Origin of the sequence: Paenibacillus sp. FSL F4-0236, from assembly GCF_038000135.1 — a bacterium.
Lineage (GTDB): Bacteria > Bacillota > Bacilli > Paenibacillales > Paenibacillaceae > Paenibacillus_AQ.
This window is the reverse complement of sequence record NZ_JBBOBK010000001.1, coordinates 2,808,428-2,825,403: the sequence shown is the minus strand read 5'-3', so window position 1 is coordinate 2,825,403 and position 16,976 is coordinate 2,808,428. Positions and strand designations below refer to the sequence as shown.

Below are 16,976 nucleotides of genomic sequence, written 5' to 3'. Positions count from 1 at the left end.
AACATTCGTCATGGCTATTATTGCAGTCTTGTTATTATTCCCGATTGTGATCACATTCACAAATTCTCTTATGACAGAGAAAGAAATTGAGATCAATTATGGACCTATCGGGCAGATGAATGAGGTGATTGAAGGGAGAGAAGATCCTTTTGTGAATTTAAAATTGCTGCCGGATCAAGTGTCCTTGGACCAGTATACTAAGGTTCTCCTAGACAACCCTAAATATCTGACGATGTTCTGGAACTCAGTATTCATGGTTGTGCCCATCATTGCAGGACAAACATTTGTAGCAGCACTCGCTGCCTATGCATTCTCGAAGCTGAAATTCCGGGGACGAGATCCTTTGTTTCTTATTTATGTCCTAACGATGCTTATGCCTTTCCAAGTGACGCTAGTACCGAACTATATTATGGCGGATAGGATAGGAATATTAAATAGTTCATATGCAATTATATTGCCTGGAATTTTCGCAGCTTTTGGTGTGTTTATGCTCAGACAGTTCATGCTAGATATACCGTATGCGTATATCGAAGCAAGCAAAATGGATGGTGCTGGACATTTTCTGATTTTCTACAGGATTATTATTCCGATGATAAAACCTGGTCTGGCAGCACTCGTCATATTATTGTTCGTGGATTATTGGAATATGGTGGAGCAGCCGCTTATTTTTCTTGATGATCCGTTTAAACAGCCATTGTCAGTCTTTTTATCGAGGATCAATGAAGGCGAGCGAGGCATTGCTTTTGCCGCATCCATACTTTATATGGCTCCGATGGTGATGCTGTTTCTGTATGCGGAATCGTATTTTATTGAAGGCGTTCAATTGTCTGGTATCAAAGGTTGATTGGAGGAGAATGACGGGATATGGAGTTAGGTATAAAGCCGACTGATCGTAGACGTAAACGAAATATTCAAGTCGTCTTCATGGTTTTTATGGGATTATTGATGTTTTTTACATTGTTCAGTAACACGATACAAACTTTGACCTTGCCGAAAGTTAGAACCGAAAAACCAACAAAGGGAAATCTTTTATTTACGATTGAAGGTAGTGGGATATTGCAGCCACTTGCTGAAGTTAGACTTTCGAATACTTCCGGACTGAAGGTCGAACAAATTCTTGTGAAAGAAGGACAACGTGTAAAGAAGGGACAAAAGCTTATTATCTATGAGAGCAAAACGGCTGAGCAAGAATTGAAAGACGAAATAACAAATTTAGAAAAGCAGAAAATTGATCAACAGAATAGGCAAGATCAGTACATCCAATCCGCGCTGGAGGAGGATGAACTCAAAATCAGAAATGCAAGACGTGATATCGAAAAAGGGAAGTTAGATATCTTAGCTCAGGAGAATAAGATTAGCGGACTAAAAAATCGTCTAACAAGCGAAAAACAACTACTGTCTCCGTTCGATGGTCTGATTTCAAAATTAAATGCCGTCGAAGGGTTAATTTCAATGGGAGAACCGGATGTGATTGTATCGAACAGCAGTCGGGGTTACAGATTGGATATTATCGTGGATTCCGTGCATTTGTCCAATTTAGGGATTTCTGCTGGAGAAAAGATAGAGGTTGAGGTTGATATGAATCACGGACAAGAATCCCGGATCCTAAACGGCTCCATTGAAGAAATTGCGAATTCAGAGTCACGTACTGATAGCCCCTCTAGTAATGAGTCCGGGAAGACTCAAACCATTCCTCAAAAGAATTTGAGAATAAAAGTCGTTGATCCAGAACTTAAAGGAGGTGAACAGGCTCAGATCAAAATCGAAAAACATTCACTCCAAGAGGGATTACTCCTATCCAATGAAGCTATTCATGAGGATCGCGAAGGTTTGTTTGTCTATAAAGTTGACGAGCAGCGGGGGGCATTAGGCAATGTCTTTGTCGCTCAAAAAGTTCGTATTCACTCCAGTGAAAAAAACGAGAAAGAAACAATGATTCAATCGGATATTCTCTATGAGGAGGATTCAATTATTCTGGAAAGTAGTGAACCTCTTGAAGACGGGAACCGAGTTCGACTGCAATAAGAATTCATATAAACGAGAAAATAGTAGGAGGAAATCAAATGTTTAAAAGGTCTATTTTTGTACTATTAATGTGTGCTTTGATAATGACAACGGCATGTAATTCCGGAGGTAATGAGAAAGTGGAAAGTAAGGGGAAAACGACAACTGAAGAGGGGAAGACAATCTTGACTCTATCTCTAGCAGAATCGAGTGCATTCTATCAGGCGCTAGAGAAAAAGTTTGAAGCGAAATACCCGGATATCGACCTACAAATTAAGGCATATAAAGAAGTGGGAAATGAGTGGGGGGAGAATGGTTATGTAGAATATAAAAAAACAACGAATACAGCCCTACTCTCCGGAAAAGGTGCAGATATTTTTGATGTAAGCGCCTTTTCAATCGATGATTATGTGAGTAAAAAGTTGCTTGTGAACATGAATGATATATTTGAACAAGATAAAACGGTAAATAAGAGCGATTTAGAAATGAATGTTTTGGACGCAATGAAGGTGAACGACGGTCTATACTTCATTCCTACCGGGTTCGCTTTTAGAGCGTTCATAGGTGATGGAAATATGATTAAGAACTCAAATGTGAAGATTGACGATAAGAATTGGACTTGGAAAGAGTTTGGGGAGCAATCGAAGGAAATTATACAACAGGTTGGGAAGGACGCTAAAAACAAACTTTATGCCCTAACGGAGTACCCAGCGGAAATGACACTCCAAGAAATGGCTATTGATAATTATAATTTGTTTGTTGATAGTGAAGCGAAACAAGCGAAGTTCGACTCGCCTGATTTTTTGGAGCTGTTGGAACAAGTCAAGAAAATGTATAAAGAACAAGTTATGACTTCGGAGCCAGCGGAGATAGGTAATCAGCTTTTTAACTCCATCGTTATATGGTCACCAACAGACTTTATCGATGGTCCATATTCTTACTTTGAAAATCCGGTGTACCTTCAAAAGCCACATGCAGGTCAGACTGGTGGTATGAGAATCATTCCTTCATCTTCGCTCGCCATACAAGCCAATACTCCGGTGAAAGAAGAAGCTTATAAGTTTATGACCTTCTTGTTATCTGAAGAAGCACAGTCCTTGCAAGATAGAGAAGGATTCTCTCTGCTCCAATCAGTGAACGATAAGAATTTAAACGATGTTCAGGAAAAGGTGAAAAGTGGAGCATATAAGCTTCCATCCGGAAAAGCGGCTAAGGTTTCTGATGAAGAATTTACTAAGTTTAAAGAAATCATTCATACGGTAGATCAATATGCGGAACTGGATACTAAAGTGCTTTCTATTATTGGAGAGGAGTCCTCATCATTCTTCAGTGGACAAAAATCTGCGGAGGATGTTGCAAAGCTGATCCAGAATCGAGTAGCCACCGTTCTAAACGAATAGATGTATTGAACAGGATTTTGTATAAGGAGGGAGACTCATGCACAAACCATTAAAGACATACGCTGTAGTTCTGCTCAGTGCAATGATGTTAAGCCAACCTCTTGCAAACAGCATATACGCAGCATCGACAGGTGCTTCAACTACAGCGGTATTCACTCTTGACAAACTTGGGTCGATCGCTTTAAAAAACAATGTCAACGTGAAGCTAATAGATATGGATATTTTAGAGCAACCGAGCGGTAATATACTTATATACACACTTAGTTATAGCAATAGTAGTACCAATAGTGTAGCTCACTTAGATTATTTCTCAAGGGTTACTACAACTGGGGGGACAGTCATACAAGGTAAACCTGTCACGAGAGATGTTACTAAAAAAAATATTCCTTCAATGAGTAGTCAAATTGTAACTTACTACGTGAATATTGGAGAGTCTACAAAATTAAACGGCACCAAAGTGACCCTATTGAAGTGGGATTTCAGTAGCCAGGATTATCAGAAAAAGCTAGGCGAATTCGCCATTCCGGCAAGTTACTCAGTTGTCGTTCCTCAAGGCCAGAGCAAGAAGCTCACGCTGGATAATCTGCAAGTTGATATCAAAGCGGAAAGTATGCAAAGGCTTAAAAGGAATGGAAAAGTCTATATGAGAGTTGGCGTTAGTTACACGAATTTGGGTAAAAAAGTGCTAAGCAATTCTACTTATACTGCGTACCTGAGATCAGCTGGTGGTTCGGTGTTCGAACTTAAGCAGGAGGATGCTAGCAGCAGTTTCGATGTACAGTCCCAAGAAAAGAAGACGATTTATTATTTAACTGAAGTTCCTTCCTATATGAAGACTGAACATATGATCTTGCAATTTGCACAAGAAGATGAAGCTTTGAAAATAATGCTACCTGTTAAATCTTTTAAGCTTCCTTCAGTAACAACTCCTGACTTTGCTGTGGCTAATTATGCTGTGAAAAAGATTTCTATCAAGAATAACACGGTTGAAACACAATTGAAGAGTGCTTCCGTATATTCGGAAAATGACTTTGCGAAATGGAATCTTCAATTCCGCCTAAAGAATCTTGGGAATAAACCTGTCACGCTACCTGCATATGAGCTTACGGTTAAAGCTGCTGAAGGATTAAGTATTCCGGTAGATTCAAAAGCACTTGCGAATGTAATATTGAAACCACTTGAAGAAAAGATCGTCAGTCTCAGTGCGGATGTGCCATTAACACTTAATCAAGGTACGTTAAAGCTGGAGTGGACGGAACCCGCTGTTGATGACAAGGTTGTTTTTCCAACTGCGTTGTATAACATTCCGTATGCTCTAGAATATAATAATCTGATGGGACAAGAGTATATGGTCGAGAACAGGTACGGGAAGTTCATGGTGAAGCTTGGATCCTATCAGCGGTTGCCTTGGGATGATGGTGATCAAATCGTAACTAATATCAGCATCCGGAACACAGGCTTAACCTCAGTACAGCTACCTTCTTTAAAAGCTATAGTCAAAGCAGGAATGAGTGATCTGAGCAGTACAGCCCAGATCGTGACCACAAATTCGCAAACGTCACTAGCTCCTAATGAAGCAAAAGAGATATTTGTGATAGCGAAAGTGCCATATTCTTATAGCTTCAATCAGCTGAAAATTGTACTACAAGATACCTCTGGAGATGAAGTCACGAAGTTTCTCTCCATGTATTCAAACTCGCTAAATAATGTGATCCATACGATTGCTGCAGGTGAATCTCATCATATGAATTCGTTAGGCAAAAAAGCAGAAGTCCGTGAGCGTCGGACAACCACATATAATTCTAACAAATCTAATTTGATCTATACGGAACTGGAAATGATTAGCGAAGAACCACGCCAGTCGAAACAGGCACAGCTGGTAGCTTATTACAAAACACCTGATAACCAATTTTTCAACGCGATGGTTAGCCAATCGACAACGCCAACTAGCCCAAATGGTAAAAAATTGGTTACCATCTGGAGTAAGCTTCCCCAAGGTGTGGATACCTCTCAGCTTGTGCTATATATTGGAGAAGGGGTTGCTGACGGTAAGCTTACAGATCTAGGGGGGACATCAACTGGATTTATCAATAGTGTTAAATTAGCACTTACCCCTAAAGCAGTAATCTCACAGAATAATCTAATAAGTGTTGATCTATTCCCTTACAACCTTTCGGTTGCAAATGCAGTGGGTTACATTACTGAAGAAAGGGACACATTAGATATAGCTGTAAATTATAGCTTATCCGAACAAGAGGATTTTGAAGCAGGTGCCTATGAGCATAAGTTAGTCTTAGAGCTTATTGACCCTTACGGACAATCTATGGAGAAGACTTTGGTAATGGGGACTGATTTGCCAATGGGCAAAAATAAGTCATACACAACTTCATTTAATAGTAACCTTTACAATAAATTAAGGGGAGGAAGCTTCCGTATAAATTTATATGATGAATTTCAGGGTCATAGGATGTTGTTAGGGAGTCAGTCTTACCCGTTAAATTACGTTTCATCGGAACCGAGAACAACTAAAAACATTGACAATTAAAATTGTAGTGAGCTGGGTTAAGAACCAAGTCAAATGTGTTGGCATAATTGCCAGCACTTTTTTTATTTCTCGCCTATACTTATGAACTTTTTATGGAAATTCCTTCAATGTATGTTCTTTACATTGACTGTTCTCAGTCTTTTCGTTAAGATTACCTCTGCGCTTCAATGCCAAAAAGCAAAAAAGCTTAAAAGTGCGGAAGCGTTCGATCATTATTTTTATACCCAATACAATGTTAAGGAGCATTATTTTCATGGAAAGACAGCTTAGTTTCTCAAAAAGCATGATCATCATCGTTTTTATTTTAGCACTTCTATTTGTATCCATCTTTCTATTGAAAGCGGAGCCGCATCTACCGCTTCTCGTAACTACAATAGGCACGGCCGTCTTACTAGGAATGTTTGGTTTCTCTTGGAAGAAGATCGAATCAGCAATTATTCAAGGGATACAAACGGCCATAATGCCAATTCTTATCCTCATGCTGATTGGAATTCTGATCGCTGTGTGGATGATGAGCGGTACAGTACCGTCGCTTTTATATTATGGTATGGATTATATTAATCCGAATTATTTTGCGGTGAGCGCATTATATGTCACGATCATCGTCTCGATGTTCACTGGAAGCTCCTTCACGACAGTAAGCACCATCGGCGTTGCTTTAATGGGAATTGCAGTAACTACGGGGATTTCCCCAACTTTGGCTGCTGGAGCAATTATCAGTGGGGCTTGTTTTGGTGATAAAATGTCGCCACTTTCCGATACAACGAATTTTGCACCTGCAGTAGCGGGTATATCCTTGTTTACACATATTCGTAATATGGCATACACTACGGTGCCGGCGCTTGTTATCACCACTCTCTTTTTTCTGTTCGCTCCAAAGGGGAATTCGATCGACTTATCCTCGATTAAAGACATTAAGCTTGCGTTACAAGATGGATTCCATATTCATTGGTTAACGCTGCTATCTCCGCTAGCTGTCATCGCTTGTTCGATCAAGCGGATACCGATCCTGCCTACGTTAGTTGTTGGTATTGTCAGTGGTCTTCTTGTGACGGCTTTGATTCAGCAGCAGACTGAAATCGATGTCTGGTTTAGTGTAATGCAGAGTGGATATAACAGTAATATCGCGAATGAAATGGTTGCTTCTATCGTGAACCGCGGAGGAATGCAATCGATGATGTGGTCTGTATCTCTAATCTTAATTGCCTTATCCTTAGGTGGTTTGATTCAGCATTGCGGTGTCATTGAGGCCTTTTTCCGTAAACTCATTCAACCACTCAAGCGTAAGAGCAGCATTGTACTGATGAGCGGAGCGTCATCCATTGCGGTAAATGGCATGACGGGTGAACAGTATCTTTCGATTCTTTTGCCAGGTCAAATGTTCAAAGATGAATATAATCGCCGTGGCATTCCAGCGAAGACACTGTCCCGTACGCTAGAAGATTGCGGCACTCTCGTTAATCCATTGATTCCATGGGGTGTCAGTGGTGCCTTCTTCGCAGTGACTCTGGGTGTACCCGTGATAGAATATGCGCCGTATGCAACTTTCTTATGGTTAAGTCCATTCATCACGTTTGCTTACGCGTTGATCCCTAGATTACAAAGGAACTCATTGGGTAAAGATTAAGAAATCTCAAGATAATGGACACCTAATGCATTGATTCAACGTATATAAAGAATACTATGCGTTGAGTCAATGTGATCAAGCTAGTGATCTAAGCTTAAAAAGTGGTCAATTTATCGGAGGTAATAACAGTGAGTCGCAGTAAGTTACAGGATAGAATCAAATTAGCTAATGTCGAGACTAAGCACGCAGAACAATTTAATAATCTATTACGTTATGTATTTCAAGTGACCAATCGTGATCTGCAAATCTTTGGCTGGGAGAATCGTGAAATCACTCAGGCTAAGTTGCCAGTTCTTAAGTATGCTGATGTTGTAGGTTGGTTTGATGGAGACAAGCTCATCTCTCAGTTAGCCGTATACCCATTTCAGGTTAATATTTTTGGGCATATCTATGAGATGGGTGGATTAACGGGTGTTGGAACCTATCCCGAATATGCCAATTTAGGTTTAATGAATAAACTGATGCTTCATGCTTTAACTAAAATGCGGGATCGTAAACAATCGATATCTTATCTTTATCCGTATTCAATCCCTTATTATAGAAGAAAAGGCTGGGAAATCATCACTGATAAAATCTCATTTGAAGTTCCGGATACACAGTTGCCAAAAATGAGAAATGTCCCAGGAAATGTGGAACGTGTATCCATTGAACATCCAGATATCAAAGTGATTTATGATCAGTTTGCCGTGCAGCATCATGGGGCGATGATTCGTAATGAGTTAGCTTGGGAAGAATATTTGCGGTGGGATTTAGATGATATGACGGTAGGTATTTATTACAATAACAACGATGAACCCATGGGGTACTTGTTGTATTGGGTCGCCGAAGAAATATTTTATATCAAAGAGATGGTATACATTGTTGAAGAGGCTCGAACGGGCTTGTGGAATTTTATTAGTGCGCACTTTTCAATGATTAAGCTGGTTAAAGGGGATATTTATAAAGGAGAACCGTTGTCATTCATATTAGATGATGGGGATATTAAAGAAACGATCGCTCCATACTTTATGGCACGGATTGTAGATGTCCGTTTATTTATCGAACAGTATCCTTTTAAACGGCAGGACAAAGACTGTGAGCTCATTTTTAACTTAAGCGATCCGATGCTGGAATGGAATCGAGGGACATTTTCACTAACTGTAGATAAAGAAGGGAAGGGGACCCTGCGAGAAGGGGGATTAAATCCTTCACTCACGATTGATATTCCTACCTTAACAACCATGTTAATGGGCTATAAGCGGCCAACCTACCTGGCTCGCATCGGACGTATTCAGACGGATGATGCCACGATTCATTTGCTGGAAGGTCTGATTAGACCAGAGCATCCTTATTTCTCTGATTATTTTTAAAATATGTGAACCTTTGAAGCATACTCTAATGAGTGTGCTTTTTTGCTCTTTTTATAGTAGAATAATCTCTCAGCAACACAATATGATATGAGGTGTAAGAATGGCAATTAATTTTACTAAACCAATGATCACTAAATTACAACAAGAAATTACCGAGCTCGAAAACAAAATCAAGAGCACACAGAACAAAAAAGAAAAATCTAAATTCAAAATTAACCAATTAGAACAGGATATGAAATTTAGCAAGTCTCACACAGATTTGAGCAGTAAAATGTCGCGAATCAAAAAGCTGAATGATGAGATAAAAACCTTAAATCGTATGCAAGCTGATCTGTCAAAAGAATTAACCGCAAAGAAAAACTCGCTAAAGAAACTTCAAATGAACGAAACCGCACCTGTTACGAATGATCCTGCAAAAGGATAAATTGATTATAGTTTATAGCATAAACGCTTACCGTCCTTATAAGGACGCCGAAGGCGTTTATGCTTGTTTTATCGGCTCATCCGTTTCTCCTCGTAACAATGAAATCTCATGCTTATAGGGCGGGTTGACATATTTCTTTTCACCGATGGAGGGGGTCTCCAGGAGCTTGGGAATGGTTGTTAGCTGTGGATGGTGGACTACATATCGAAGCGCCTGAAGGCCGATATATCCATGTCCGATATTTTCGTGCCTGTCTTTTCGCGAGCCGATGATATTCTTTGAATCATTTACGTGAATGACCTTTAGGCGCTCTATTCCAATTATGCGATCAAATTGATCCAATATGCCATCAAAATCTTCCTTCACATTATAACCAGCATCGTGGATATGGCAAGTGTCCATACAAATAGACAGGCGCTCATTGTGCGTCACTCCATCAATAATAGCCGCAAGTTCCTCAAATGTAGTTCCGCATTCACTACCTTTTCCAGCCATGGTCTCTAATGAAACCTGAACATTTCGTTTATTGGCTAACACTTCGTTTAAACCTTCTACGATCCGAGAAATTCCGGCCTGTGGACCCGCACCAACATGGGACCCGGGATGAAGGACAATTTGTGTTGAGCCTAAAGCTTCCGTTCTTATAATTTCTGATTGAAGAAACTCAATACTATGTTCAAAGACCTGATTCGATTGCGTATTCCCTAAGTTAACAATAAACGGAGCATGCACAACAATATTTGAAATGCCGTTAGCTCTCATGTGAGCTTGTCCAGCTTCAACATTCAAAGCTTCAATGGGTTTGCGACGTGTATTATGAGGAGCTCCGGTATATATTAGGAAGGTGGTCGCTCCATAAGATGCTGCCTCTTCACTAGCTCGAAGGAGCATTTTTGGTCCAGTCATGGATACATGTGACCCTAGGAGTAAAGTCATCTGGTTCAACGCTTCCTTTCTTCAGAGAAAGAGACCGAAATTTAGTCACTACATGTCTATTAATATTTGTAGAAGGCCCTAATTATATGTATTTCAGCGCAGGCTAGGTTGTCTCGTCCGTCTATCTCATAAGGGAGACAACCTTACCCACCCAGAATGATCGTTATTCAGCAGCGGTGATCGTCTCGCCTTGGATCGGCTTCAATCCGTTCCCCCACCTAACAGGGATAGAACGAGAGTTGAATAAATCCACTCCGTCAGAGATCTGGAAATGTAAATGGGGCTCACTAGAGTTGCCCGAGTTACCCGTCAGCCCAATGATATCACCTTTTTTGACTTTATCGCCTGGCTTAACTGTAATCGAACCTTTTTTGAGATGTGCTAGATGGCTGAATTCACCACCGTGATCGATGACCACGTTATTGCCGGTTGCCTGGTTTGGATTCATAACACCGACAGGTTCATTATCTTTAATATCATTCATAACCGATACGATTGTACCATCTGCAGGGGCGAAGATTTTTTCCCCAAAGGCATAATAACTTTTGTTTTTTAGCGGATCACCTTTATAAGAATAGTTCTCCTTGGCCTGAATGAAATCATAGGCGTAACGCTGGATCTCTACTTCATAATGATAATTTACGAGAACATTTTCTCCGCCCCAAAATACAAACCAGTCACCTTCGAAAGGCAATGCGTATTCATGCTTACTAAGTTTTGTATCGGTTTCAGGGGAAGATGTCAGTTCTTGAATCTGGATTAATGATATGGTTCCATCCGGATCAAACATTCCGATGAGCCCTTTATTACCTGTATCACTCAACCAAGTACGTCGATCAAATCCATTAAGCTGCATATCAGATGCTTTGTTCAGTGTCTGGATATCCTTAGTGAATTCCTTAGCGGTCTCAGCTAATTCAGTTTCACTTACCTCATCCTTCAAAGGCTGACTAAAGTGGGCGTACATTTCTTTATAGTTCCCTTTAAGCAGAAAATTTGGCAGATCATCAGGCAGGAACATTATTTCGTTTGATTCTACAGCTGAACTGGATGTTTGCTCCACTTTCGCATTATTTTTCATATCCGTTTTTCCTCCTCCACAAGCTGTTAATAGTAAGGCAAGTGATCCTATTGCCAAAACTGTTTTTGCTGACATTCCCGGTATGCTGATTATTTTTTTAGAGCTTTTTTTCAAGAATATCGCCTCCCATTAGTCAAATTATAGCAAATGAGTCTTAGCTCTTCTGAAACACAGTATTAATACGATCTTAACTTTTGGTGTAGTAGACGAATACGAATTAAGCTTCTGTTAAGGTAAGTGCGATTGATAGCGTCAAGAATCATGCTATGATGATAAAAACAAGGGCTATTTGGAAAGGGAATTTCACAATGAATGAAGCATCGATTTTACTTGTAGATGATGAACAATCGCTTTTGGAGATTATGGAGACTGTATTACGCAAAGAGGGTTATTTAAATATTGATACTGCGGTGACGGGTGAAGAAGCGATAAGCGCCTGCGAAGCCAAAAAATATGATTTGATTGTATTGGATGTGATGTTGCCAGGGCGCAGTGGAATTGAAATCTGTCCTTTTATCCGGCAGACGACGGACGCACCTATCCTGTTTCTTACGGCTCGAACCTCTGATTTTGATAAGCTGACCGGATTTGCTATAGGTGGAGATGATTATATCACTAAACCCTTTAATCCACTTGAAGTTGTCGCTCGAATAAGAGCGCAGTTGCGGCGGTACTTAAGTTCACCTGCTCCATCAGATACTGATAAGATCACAGCGACAGTTCACAGCAAATCTGCGAACGTTTACGATTACGGGAGATTTAAACTGGATGAGACGGCAGGGGAGCTGCTGGTTGAGGGTGAGTCGGTCTCTTGTCCGGCACTTGTATTCCAATTGCTGCTGTTCTTATGTAAACATCCCAATCAAATATTCAGCAAAAGTGAATTATATGAAAAGGTTTGGGGTGAAGAAGCCTTAAGTGATGATAATACGGTCATGGTGCATATTCACCGTATAAGAGAGCGTATAGAAGCAGACCCATCCGATCCGAAGTTTATTGTTAATGTTAGAGGTCTTGGGTACAAACTGGTTAAAGTAGAACGTCAAGAGTTGTCTGCGCCATGAATATTAAGCGCCGGTTAACGTTAAAGTTTGTTCTTCAGCTCGCAATTACGGGCATGGTAGTACTCGCTATTTCTGCCATAACATTTACTTGGATTTTGCTGCGGTTTCTTGATATTAGTCTCTCGCGTGATTTTGCCAATGTGGGTCTTGAACAATTGGTAGAATCTTCTAAGATTGATGAGGATGGCATACATTTTTCTCCGAGTTTACTGGAGCAAGTGAAGAAAAATAAAGGCTGGCTACAAAGTCTAAATGAAGATGGGCAAGTTGAGAGTGCCTATAATACACCTAAAGATGTACCCATTCAATATGGCCCTGGCGAAGTAGTTGCTTATTGGACGGGCACTCAGCCGTTTCCTTATAATCTGGCACTATGGATTCAAGAAAAGGATGGTAAACAGCTCGCACTGGTGTATGGTGCCCCTAATGTATTAGGTCCACTATTAAAGAAAGTGAGTGAGGGGACATTCGCTGCTGCGAAAGGGGACCCAGTACTTCCTGATGAACTTGAAAAAGAAATTAAATTGGCCCAAGCTTTTGTTCAACTTATAGATTCATCAGGCAATGAAGTGGTTTCTTATAATAGACCTAATATGATACCCACTCAGTACTCCGTTCAAGAGCTTGCACTTCGCACCCTGTACAGTGAACGATATGGGTACCATGTTCTTTCGTCTTTTGATAAGGAGTCAGGTCGTACTTGGATCGTGGGAGAACCCAATATCAAAGGGACAGATCCAAGTAAAAAAGTGTGGATACCAGAGGAAGTAAAGGTCGTGATCATCGGTTCATTTGCCATGCTTATCGCTTTATTGATCGCGTTTGTGTTGCTCTCTTTATGGCAAGCTCATCGTTTCGGTGCACCTATGCTGCATATGCTCGTGTGGCTCGATTCCATCGGAAATGCCTTCTATACAGAGCCAACGGATCGTAAAGGACTTCGTCGCAGTCGAACAGCCGTGGGTAAATGGAGGAGAAGATACCGTGTTTTTGCTGATGTGATGGTTTCAATTGAGAAATTATCGGCAACCTTGAAGAGAGATCAAGTCATGCGGGAGGAGACGGAGAGCTTACGCGAAGAATGGATCGCTGGTGTTACTCATGATTTGAAAACCCCATTGTCCTCAATCACAGGATATGCTCATTTACTGGCAGAACCAAAATACGATTGGTCGAAAGAGGAAGTCCGTAAGTTTACAACGACTATGCTAGATAAATCGGCCCATATGGACATGCTGATCAGTGATCTTGCAATGACCTATCGTCTAAAGTCAGGAATTAAACCACCTGAGACGATGGAAGTTGAATTGAACACTTGGCTGCAACAAGCTCTCGAACAAGCTGCTGCCAATCCTGCCTATGGGAAGCAGCGAATAGTATTTCTGCCTGCACAAACCGAAGTTAGAGCTCAATTGTATACGCCATGGCTAGAGAGGGTTGTCAACAATTTAACTGCGAATGCGCTGCTCCACAACCCACCGGATACGACATTGACCGTTTCGCTTATTTATAAAGAAAAGGAGACCGGATTTATCATTCAATTTGCTGATGACGGCGATGGAATGGATGAAGAAACAATGATTCGGCTATTTGAACGGTATTATCGAGGAACGGATACAGCGTCTACCTCCAACGGTTCTGGGCTCGGTATGGCGATTTCTAAAGGGCTGATTGAATGTATGGGGGGCCAGATTACTGTAGAAAGTCACATAGGTAAGGGAACGGTTATTAAGTTAATATGGAGCTGATATCTTCATTCGAACCCTCGCTGTATTCCAACCGGATACCGCGAGGGTTGTTTGTATTTATTAGGTTGAGTAAAGGCTATAAAAATAAAGGAGTTGACATCTTTTTTGAATGTAACTACAATAGTTACAGGTCAACGATTATTAAGAGGATGAAATTCATCCTAATTTGAGGAGGATTTTAAAATGAAAATAGCTATAACAGGAGCAACAGGGCAATTCGGATCATTAGTGATAGAGTCTCTACTTAAAACTGTACCCGCAGGGGACCTTGTAGTTAGTGTCCGGAATCCAGATAAAGCAAGTAATCTTAAAGCGCGTGGTGTGGAAGTCCGTCATGGTGACTTTGATAAGCCGGAAACATTGGATGCTGCGTTTGCCGGTGTGGATCGACTGCTAATTGTATCTTCAGATGGAGATAACGAGACTCGGATTCGCCAACATATGGCAGCTATTGATGCAGCCGCTAAAGCTGCTGTTGGATTCATTGCCTATACAAGCGTAGGACATGCAGAGAAGAGTGAGCTGTTCCTTGCTGAAGTACACCGTGTAACCGAGGAAGCCATTCGAGCTACCGGAATTCCTTACAGTTTCCTTCGCAACAACTGGTACATGGAGAACGAGATTGGATCTATCCAAGGCGCCGTAGCAGGTGCCCCATGGGTAACTTCTGCTGGTAGTGGTAAAGTTGGCTGGGCAGCACGAGGAGATTATGCAGAAGCTGCTGCTAATGTTCTAGCTGGGGAAGGACATGAGAATTCTGTCTATGAATTGTCTGGCAAGCCTTTAACACAAGAAGAATTGACTGGAATTATAAGTGGCGTAATAGGTAAAGAAATTAAAGTGCTGCAAGTTGACGACGAAGCTTATGCGAAAATCATGGCTGAGGTTGGTGTACCAGAAGCTGCTCTGCCATTCGTTGTTGCGATTCAACGTGGTATTCGCGAAGGATGGCTGGATATTGAAAGTGACGATCTAGAGAAAGTACTGAATCGTCCAGTCACTCCGTTAGCGGATGTTATCAGTGATCTTGTAAATAGTCTACAAGCTTAAATAATACAGCAAGATTCAAGGCTTCTTCTCGGTGAATAACCAGAAGGGGCCTTTTTTTGTGCATCTTTAACATCATTGATAAAGGTTTCGTGAAGTAATAATAATGATATAATAGGAAACATATGTGAACTATTGGTGTAATGAAAATGATTGAATCGAAGAGAAGGGGATGAATATCAATGAGGACAAAAATTTGGATGGCTTCTGGTGCAGTAGTTGTTGTTGCTTTAGGGGCAGTTTTATTTGTGGGGGGTAATGATAAAAAATCACCCGCAGCAACCGATACATCTAACGTTAAACAATTAGTGCAGGAATATAGTTCAAGCAGCATGAAAGACCTCTCTGCTTCCATCACTTCAGAGCAGCTTATTGTGACCGACAGCAACAATCAATCAACCAAATATGACTTACCCAAAGATGAGTTTTTTGTTTCCATCGCACCATATGTTAAGAATACACACCCGTGTGCAACACATAGCTTGACTGGATGCCAAGGGGAATTAACAGAACAAACGTTTAATGTATATGTCGAGGACACTGCGGGCAATGTGATTGTGGATCAAACTATGAAGTCCCAATCTAACGGATTCATTGATCTTTGGTTACCTCGCGATAAGAAATATAATGTAACGATTGAACAGGATGGTGTAAAAGCGAAAGCCGCACTTTCCACTTTTAAGAGTGATAATACATGTGTAACGACCATGCAATTAGTAGAGAGTATCTAAGCATCAGAGACAGCGAAGTCACTACTTCCTCTGAAAATTCCATATCGGACCTGCCATTTAATTTATGGGAGGTTTTTTATGTATCTGTAAGAATAAGAAGGTTCTAAGGTAAAGTTTAATTATAGTTATTTTCCACCTCCTGGAAATGATATAATCTGATGGATATCAAGAGTCGAGCTTTTATAGGGAGTGTTCCTTGAAGAAGGGTATCGTCGAAAAACTCACGGGTGATTCTCTATGATAAACTTTAATTGGTACTTCATTTTTGAGAGGAGATAGAGGAATGGATAAAGATCTGATCATCGGTGATGTTTTGCAGGAGTTAGCTGGTACGCGTCGTATGCTGGAGAAGCTGACGCAGGAGCATATGACATGGAAACCACACGAAAAGTCAATGAGTCTCGGTGGGCTATCCACACATCTCGTCAATCTGCTAAACTGGCAATCAGCCATTCTTCTTCACTCGGAGTTTGATTTGGCGTCTGTGCCATATCGACGAGAAGCGCTGGAGAGCCCCGCCGCGGTTCTGCAAGAGTTCGATATGAGCGCTCGCAAGATTGAAGAATTAATTTCTGAAAGCAATGTGGAGACGCTTGGTGCGGAGTGGACACTGCGTAATGGTACAGCGGTTATCCGCCGTCAGACACGGGCAGTCGCGCTTCGTACCATCGGATTGAATCACATGATTCACCACCGGGCACAGCTTGGGGTATATTTCCGACTTCTAAATATACCAGTGCCGGGCCTTTACGGCCCCTCTGCAGATGAATTAGCGAACGCCTAATAAATGAATTTCTTAATGAGTTAAGGTTCGGAAAGTTGAAAAAAACAAATCGGCATGATAACATGGATACAAATTAATGATCGGAGTTGAAAAGTATAGTGTAGTAATTATTCTTGCGACACATGATGAATAAAACAACAAAAACGGTTTATTTCGTTTGTTTTATTTTTTGTATGCAAGAAAGTTACTACTTCTTTTCACTCGAACAATATATCCTTATCTAACTCCATTTGGGG

At 40.9% G+C, this 16,976-nt stretch carries 14 protein-coding genes; 12 read left to right on the top strand and 2 right to left on the bottom strand.

Annotation, left to right across the window (positions count from 1 at the left end; genetic code table 11):
• Positions 1-10: 10 nt before the first annotated feature.
• The 7 genes from NSQ29_RS12700 (at position 11) to NSQ29_RS12670 (ending at position 9,349) form a co-directional block, all read left to right on the top strand.
• Positions 11-844, top strand: coding sequence for a carbohydrate ABC transporter permease (locus NSQ29_RS12700; RefSeq protein WP_445739192.1), 834 nt, complete (start codon positions 11-13; stop codon positions 842-844).
• Positions 845-864: 20 nt separating this feature from the next.
• Positions 865-2,025, top strand: coding sequence for an efflux RND transporter periplasmic adaptor subunit (locus NSQ29_RS12695; protein WP_341125236.1), 1,161 nt, complete (start codon positions 865-867; stop codon positions 2,023-2,025).
• 38 nt (positions 2,026-2,063) lie between these two features.
• The gene (locus tag NSQ29_RS12690) at positions 2,064-3,404 is read left to right on the top strand and encodes an ABC transporter substrate-binding protein (protein ID WP_341125235.1); all 1,341 of its coding nucleotides are present in this window, start codon (positions 2,064-2,066) and stop codon (positions 3,402-3,404) included.
• 37 nt (positions 3,405-3,441) lie between these two features.
• Positions 3,442-5,949 carry a hypothetical protein gene (locus NSQ29_RS12685; RefSeq protein ID WP_341125234.1) on the top strand — a complete coding sequence of 836 codons (2,508 nt, stop codon included), beginning with the start codon at positions 3,442-3,444 and terminating at the stop codon, positions 5,947-5,949.
• Between the two features lie 253 nt (positions 5,950-6,202).
• A complete protein-coding gene (nhaC, locus tag NSQ29_RS12680; protein WP_076299022.1) occupies positions 6,203-7,576 on the top strand; it encodes a Na+/H+ antiporter NhaC in 1,374 nt (457 codons plus the stop codon).
• Between the two features lie 128 nt (positions 7,577-7,704).
• Positions 7,705-8,925 (top strand): GNAT family N-acetyltransferase, encoded by a 1,221-nt coding sequence (locus tag NSQ29_RS12675; RefSeq protein WP_339271215.1) that lies wholly within the window; start codon positions 7,705-7,707, stop codon positions 8,923-8,925.
• Positions 8,926-9,025: 100 nt separating this feature from the next.
• On the top strand, positions 9,026-9,349 hold the full coding sequence (locus NSQ29_RS12670; RefSeq protein ID WP_076299024.1) for a hypothetical protein: 324 nt from the start codon (positions 9,026-9,028) through the stop codon (positions 9,347-9,349).
• Positions 9,350-9,406: 57 nt separating this feature from the next.
• On the opposite strand, the gene NSQ29_RS12665 is transcribed toward NSQ29_RS12670, so the two are convergent.
• Together NSQ29_RS12665 and NSQ29_RS12660 are read right to left on the bottom strand one after the other, a co-directional pair.
• The gene (locus NSQ29_RS12665; RefSeq protein ID WP_341125233.1) at positions 9,407-10,285 is read right to left on the bottom strand and encodes a deoxyribonuclease IV; all 879 of its coding nucleotides are present in this window, start codon (positions 10,283-10,285) and stop codon (positions 9,407-9,409) included.
• Positions 10,286-10,448: 163 nt separating this feature from the next.
• Entirely contained in the window at positions 10,449-11,366 is a 918-nt protein-coding gene (locus NSQ29_RS12660) for a M23 family metallopeptidase (protein ID WP_341125232.1), read from the bottom strand.
• Positions 11,367-11,674: 308 nt separating this feature from the next.
• On the opposite strand from NSQ29_RS12660, the gene NSQ29_RS12655 reads away from it, so the two are divergent.
• The 5 genes from NSQ29_RS12655 to NSQ29_RS12635 all read left to right on the top strand — a co-directional run bounded on the left by NSQ29_RS12655 (position 11,675) and on the right by NSQ29_RS12635 (position 16,740).
• Positions 11,675-12,430: a response regulator transcription factor gene (locus NSQ29_RS12655; RefSeq protein ID WP_042188104.1), complete on the top strand. Its 756-nt coding sequence runs from the start codon at positions 11,675-11,677 to the stop codon at positions 12,428-12,430.
• Positions 12,427-14,178, top strand: coding sequence for a sensor histidine kinase (locus NSQ29_RS12650; RefSeq protein ID WP_341125231.1), 1,752 nt, complete (start codon positions 12,427-12,429; stop codon positions 14,176-14,178). The genes NSQ29_RS12655 and NSQ29_RS12650 overlap by 4 nt, the downstream gene beginning before the upstream one ends.
• A 183-nt stretch (positions 14,179-14,361) precedes the next feature.
• Positions 14,362-15,228 carry an SDR family oxidoreductase gene (locus NSQ29_RS12645; protein ID WP_341125230.1) on the top strand — a complete coding sequence of 289 codons (867 nt, stop codon included), beginning with the start codon at positions 14,362-14,364 and terminating at the stop codon, positions 15,226-15,228.
• A 179-nt stretch (positions 15,229-15,407) separates the two neighbouring features.
• Positions 15,408-15,956 carry a CueP family metal-binding protein gene (locus tag NSQ29_RS12640; protein WP_341125229.1) on the top strand — a complete coding sequence of 183 codons (549 nt, stop codon included), beginning with the start codon at positions 15,408-15,410 and terminating at the stop codon, positions 15,954-15,956.
• Positions 15,957-16,239: 283 nt separating this feature from the next.
• Complete coding sequence (locus tag NSQ29_RS12635; protein ID WP_076285748.1) at positions 16,240-16,740, top strand: DinB family protein; 501 nt, start codon at positions 16,240-16,242, stop codon at positions 16,738-16,740.
• The last annotated feature ends 236 nt before the right edge of the window (positions 16,741-16,976 follow it).

What these genes read in the sequence shown, in the direction of transcription:
- NSQ29_RS12690 (WP_341125235.1), top strand. Translation starts at nt 2,064, where the DNA reads ATGTTTAAAAGGTCTATTTTTGTACTATTAATGTGTGCTTTGATAATG.
- NSQ29_RS12640 (WP_341125229.1), top strand. Translation starts at nt 15,408, where the DNA reads ATGAGGACAAAAATTTGGATGGCTTCTGGTGCAGTAGTTGTTGTTGCT.
- NSQ29_RS12670 (WP_076299024.1), top strand. Translation starts at nt 9,026, where the DNA reads ATGGCAATTAATTTTACTAAACCAATGATCACTAAATTACAACAAGAA.
- NSQ29_RS12635 (WP_076285748.1), top strand. Translation starts at nt 16,240, where the DNA reads ATGGATAAAGATCTGATCATCGGTGATGTTTTGCAGGAGTTAGCTGGT.
- NSQ29_RS12700 (WP_445739192.1), top strand. Translation starts at nt 11, where the DNA reads ATGGCTATTATTGCAGTCTTGTTATTATTCCCGATTGTGATCACATTC.
- NSQ29_RS12695 (WP_341125236.1), top strand. Translation starts at nt 865, where the DNA reads ATGGAGTTAGGTATAAAGCCGACTGATCGTAGACGTAAACGAAATATT.
- NSQ29_RS12650 (WP_341125231.1), top strand. Translation starts at nt 12,427, where the DNA reads ATGAATATTAAGCGCCGGTTAACGTTAAAGTTTGTTCTTCAGCTCGCA.
- NSQ29_RS12655 (WP_042188104.1), top strand. Translation starts at nt 11,675, where the DNA reads ATGAATGAAGCATCGATTTTACTTGTAGATGATGAACAATCGCTTTTG.
- NSQ29_RS12685 (WP_341125234.1), top strand. Translation starts at nt 3,442, where the DNA reads ATGCACAAACCATTAAAGACATACGCTGTAGTTCTGCTCAGTGCAATG.
- NSQ29_RS12665 (WP_341125233.1), bottom strand. Translation starts at nt 10,285, where the DNA reads ATGACTTTACTCCTAGGGTCACATGTATCCATGACTGGACCAAAAATG.
- NSQ29_RS12660 (WP_341125232.1), bottom strand. Translation starts at nt 11,366, where the DNA reads ATGAAAAATAATGCGAAAGTGGAGCAAACATCCAGTTCAGCTGTAGAA.
- NSQ29_RS12645 (WP_341125230.1), top strand. Translation starts at nt 14,362, where the DNA reads ATGAAAATAGCTATAACAGGAGCAACAGGGCAATTCGGATCATTAGTG.
- nhaC (WP_076299022.1), top strand. Translation starts at nt 6,203, where the DNA reads ATGGAAAGACAGCTTAGTTTCTCAAAAAGCATGATCATCATCGTTTTT.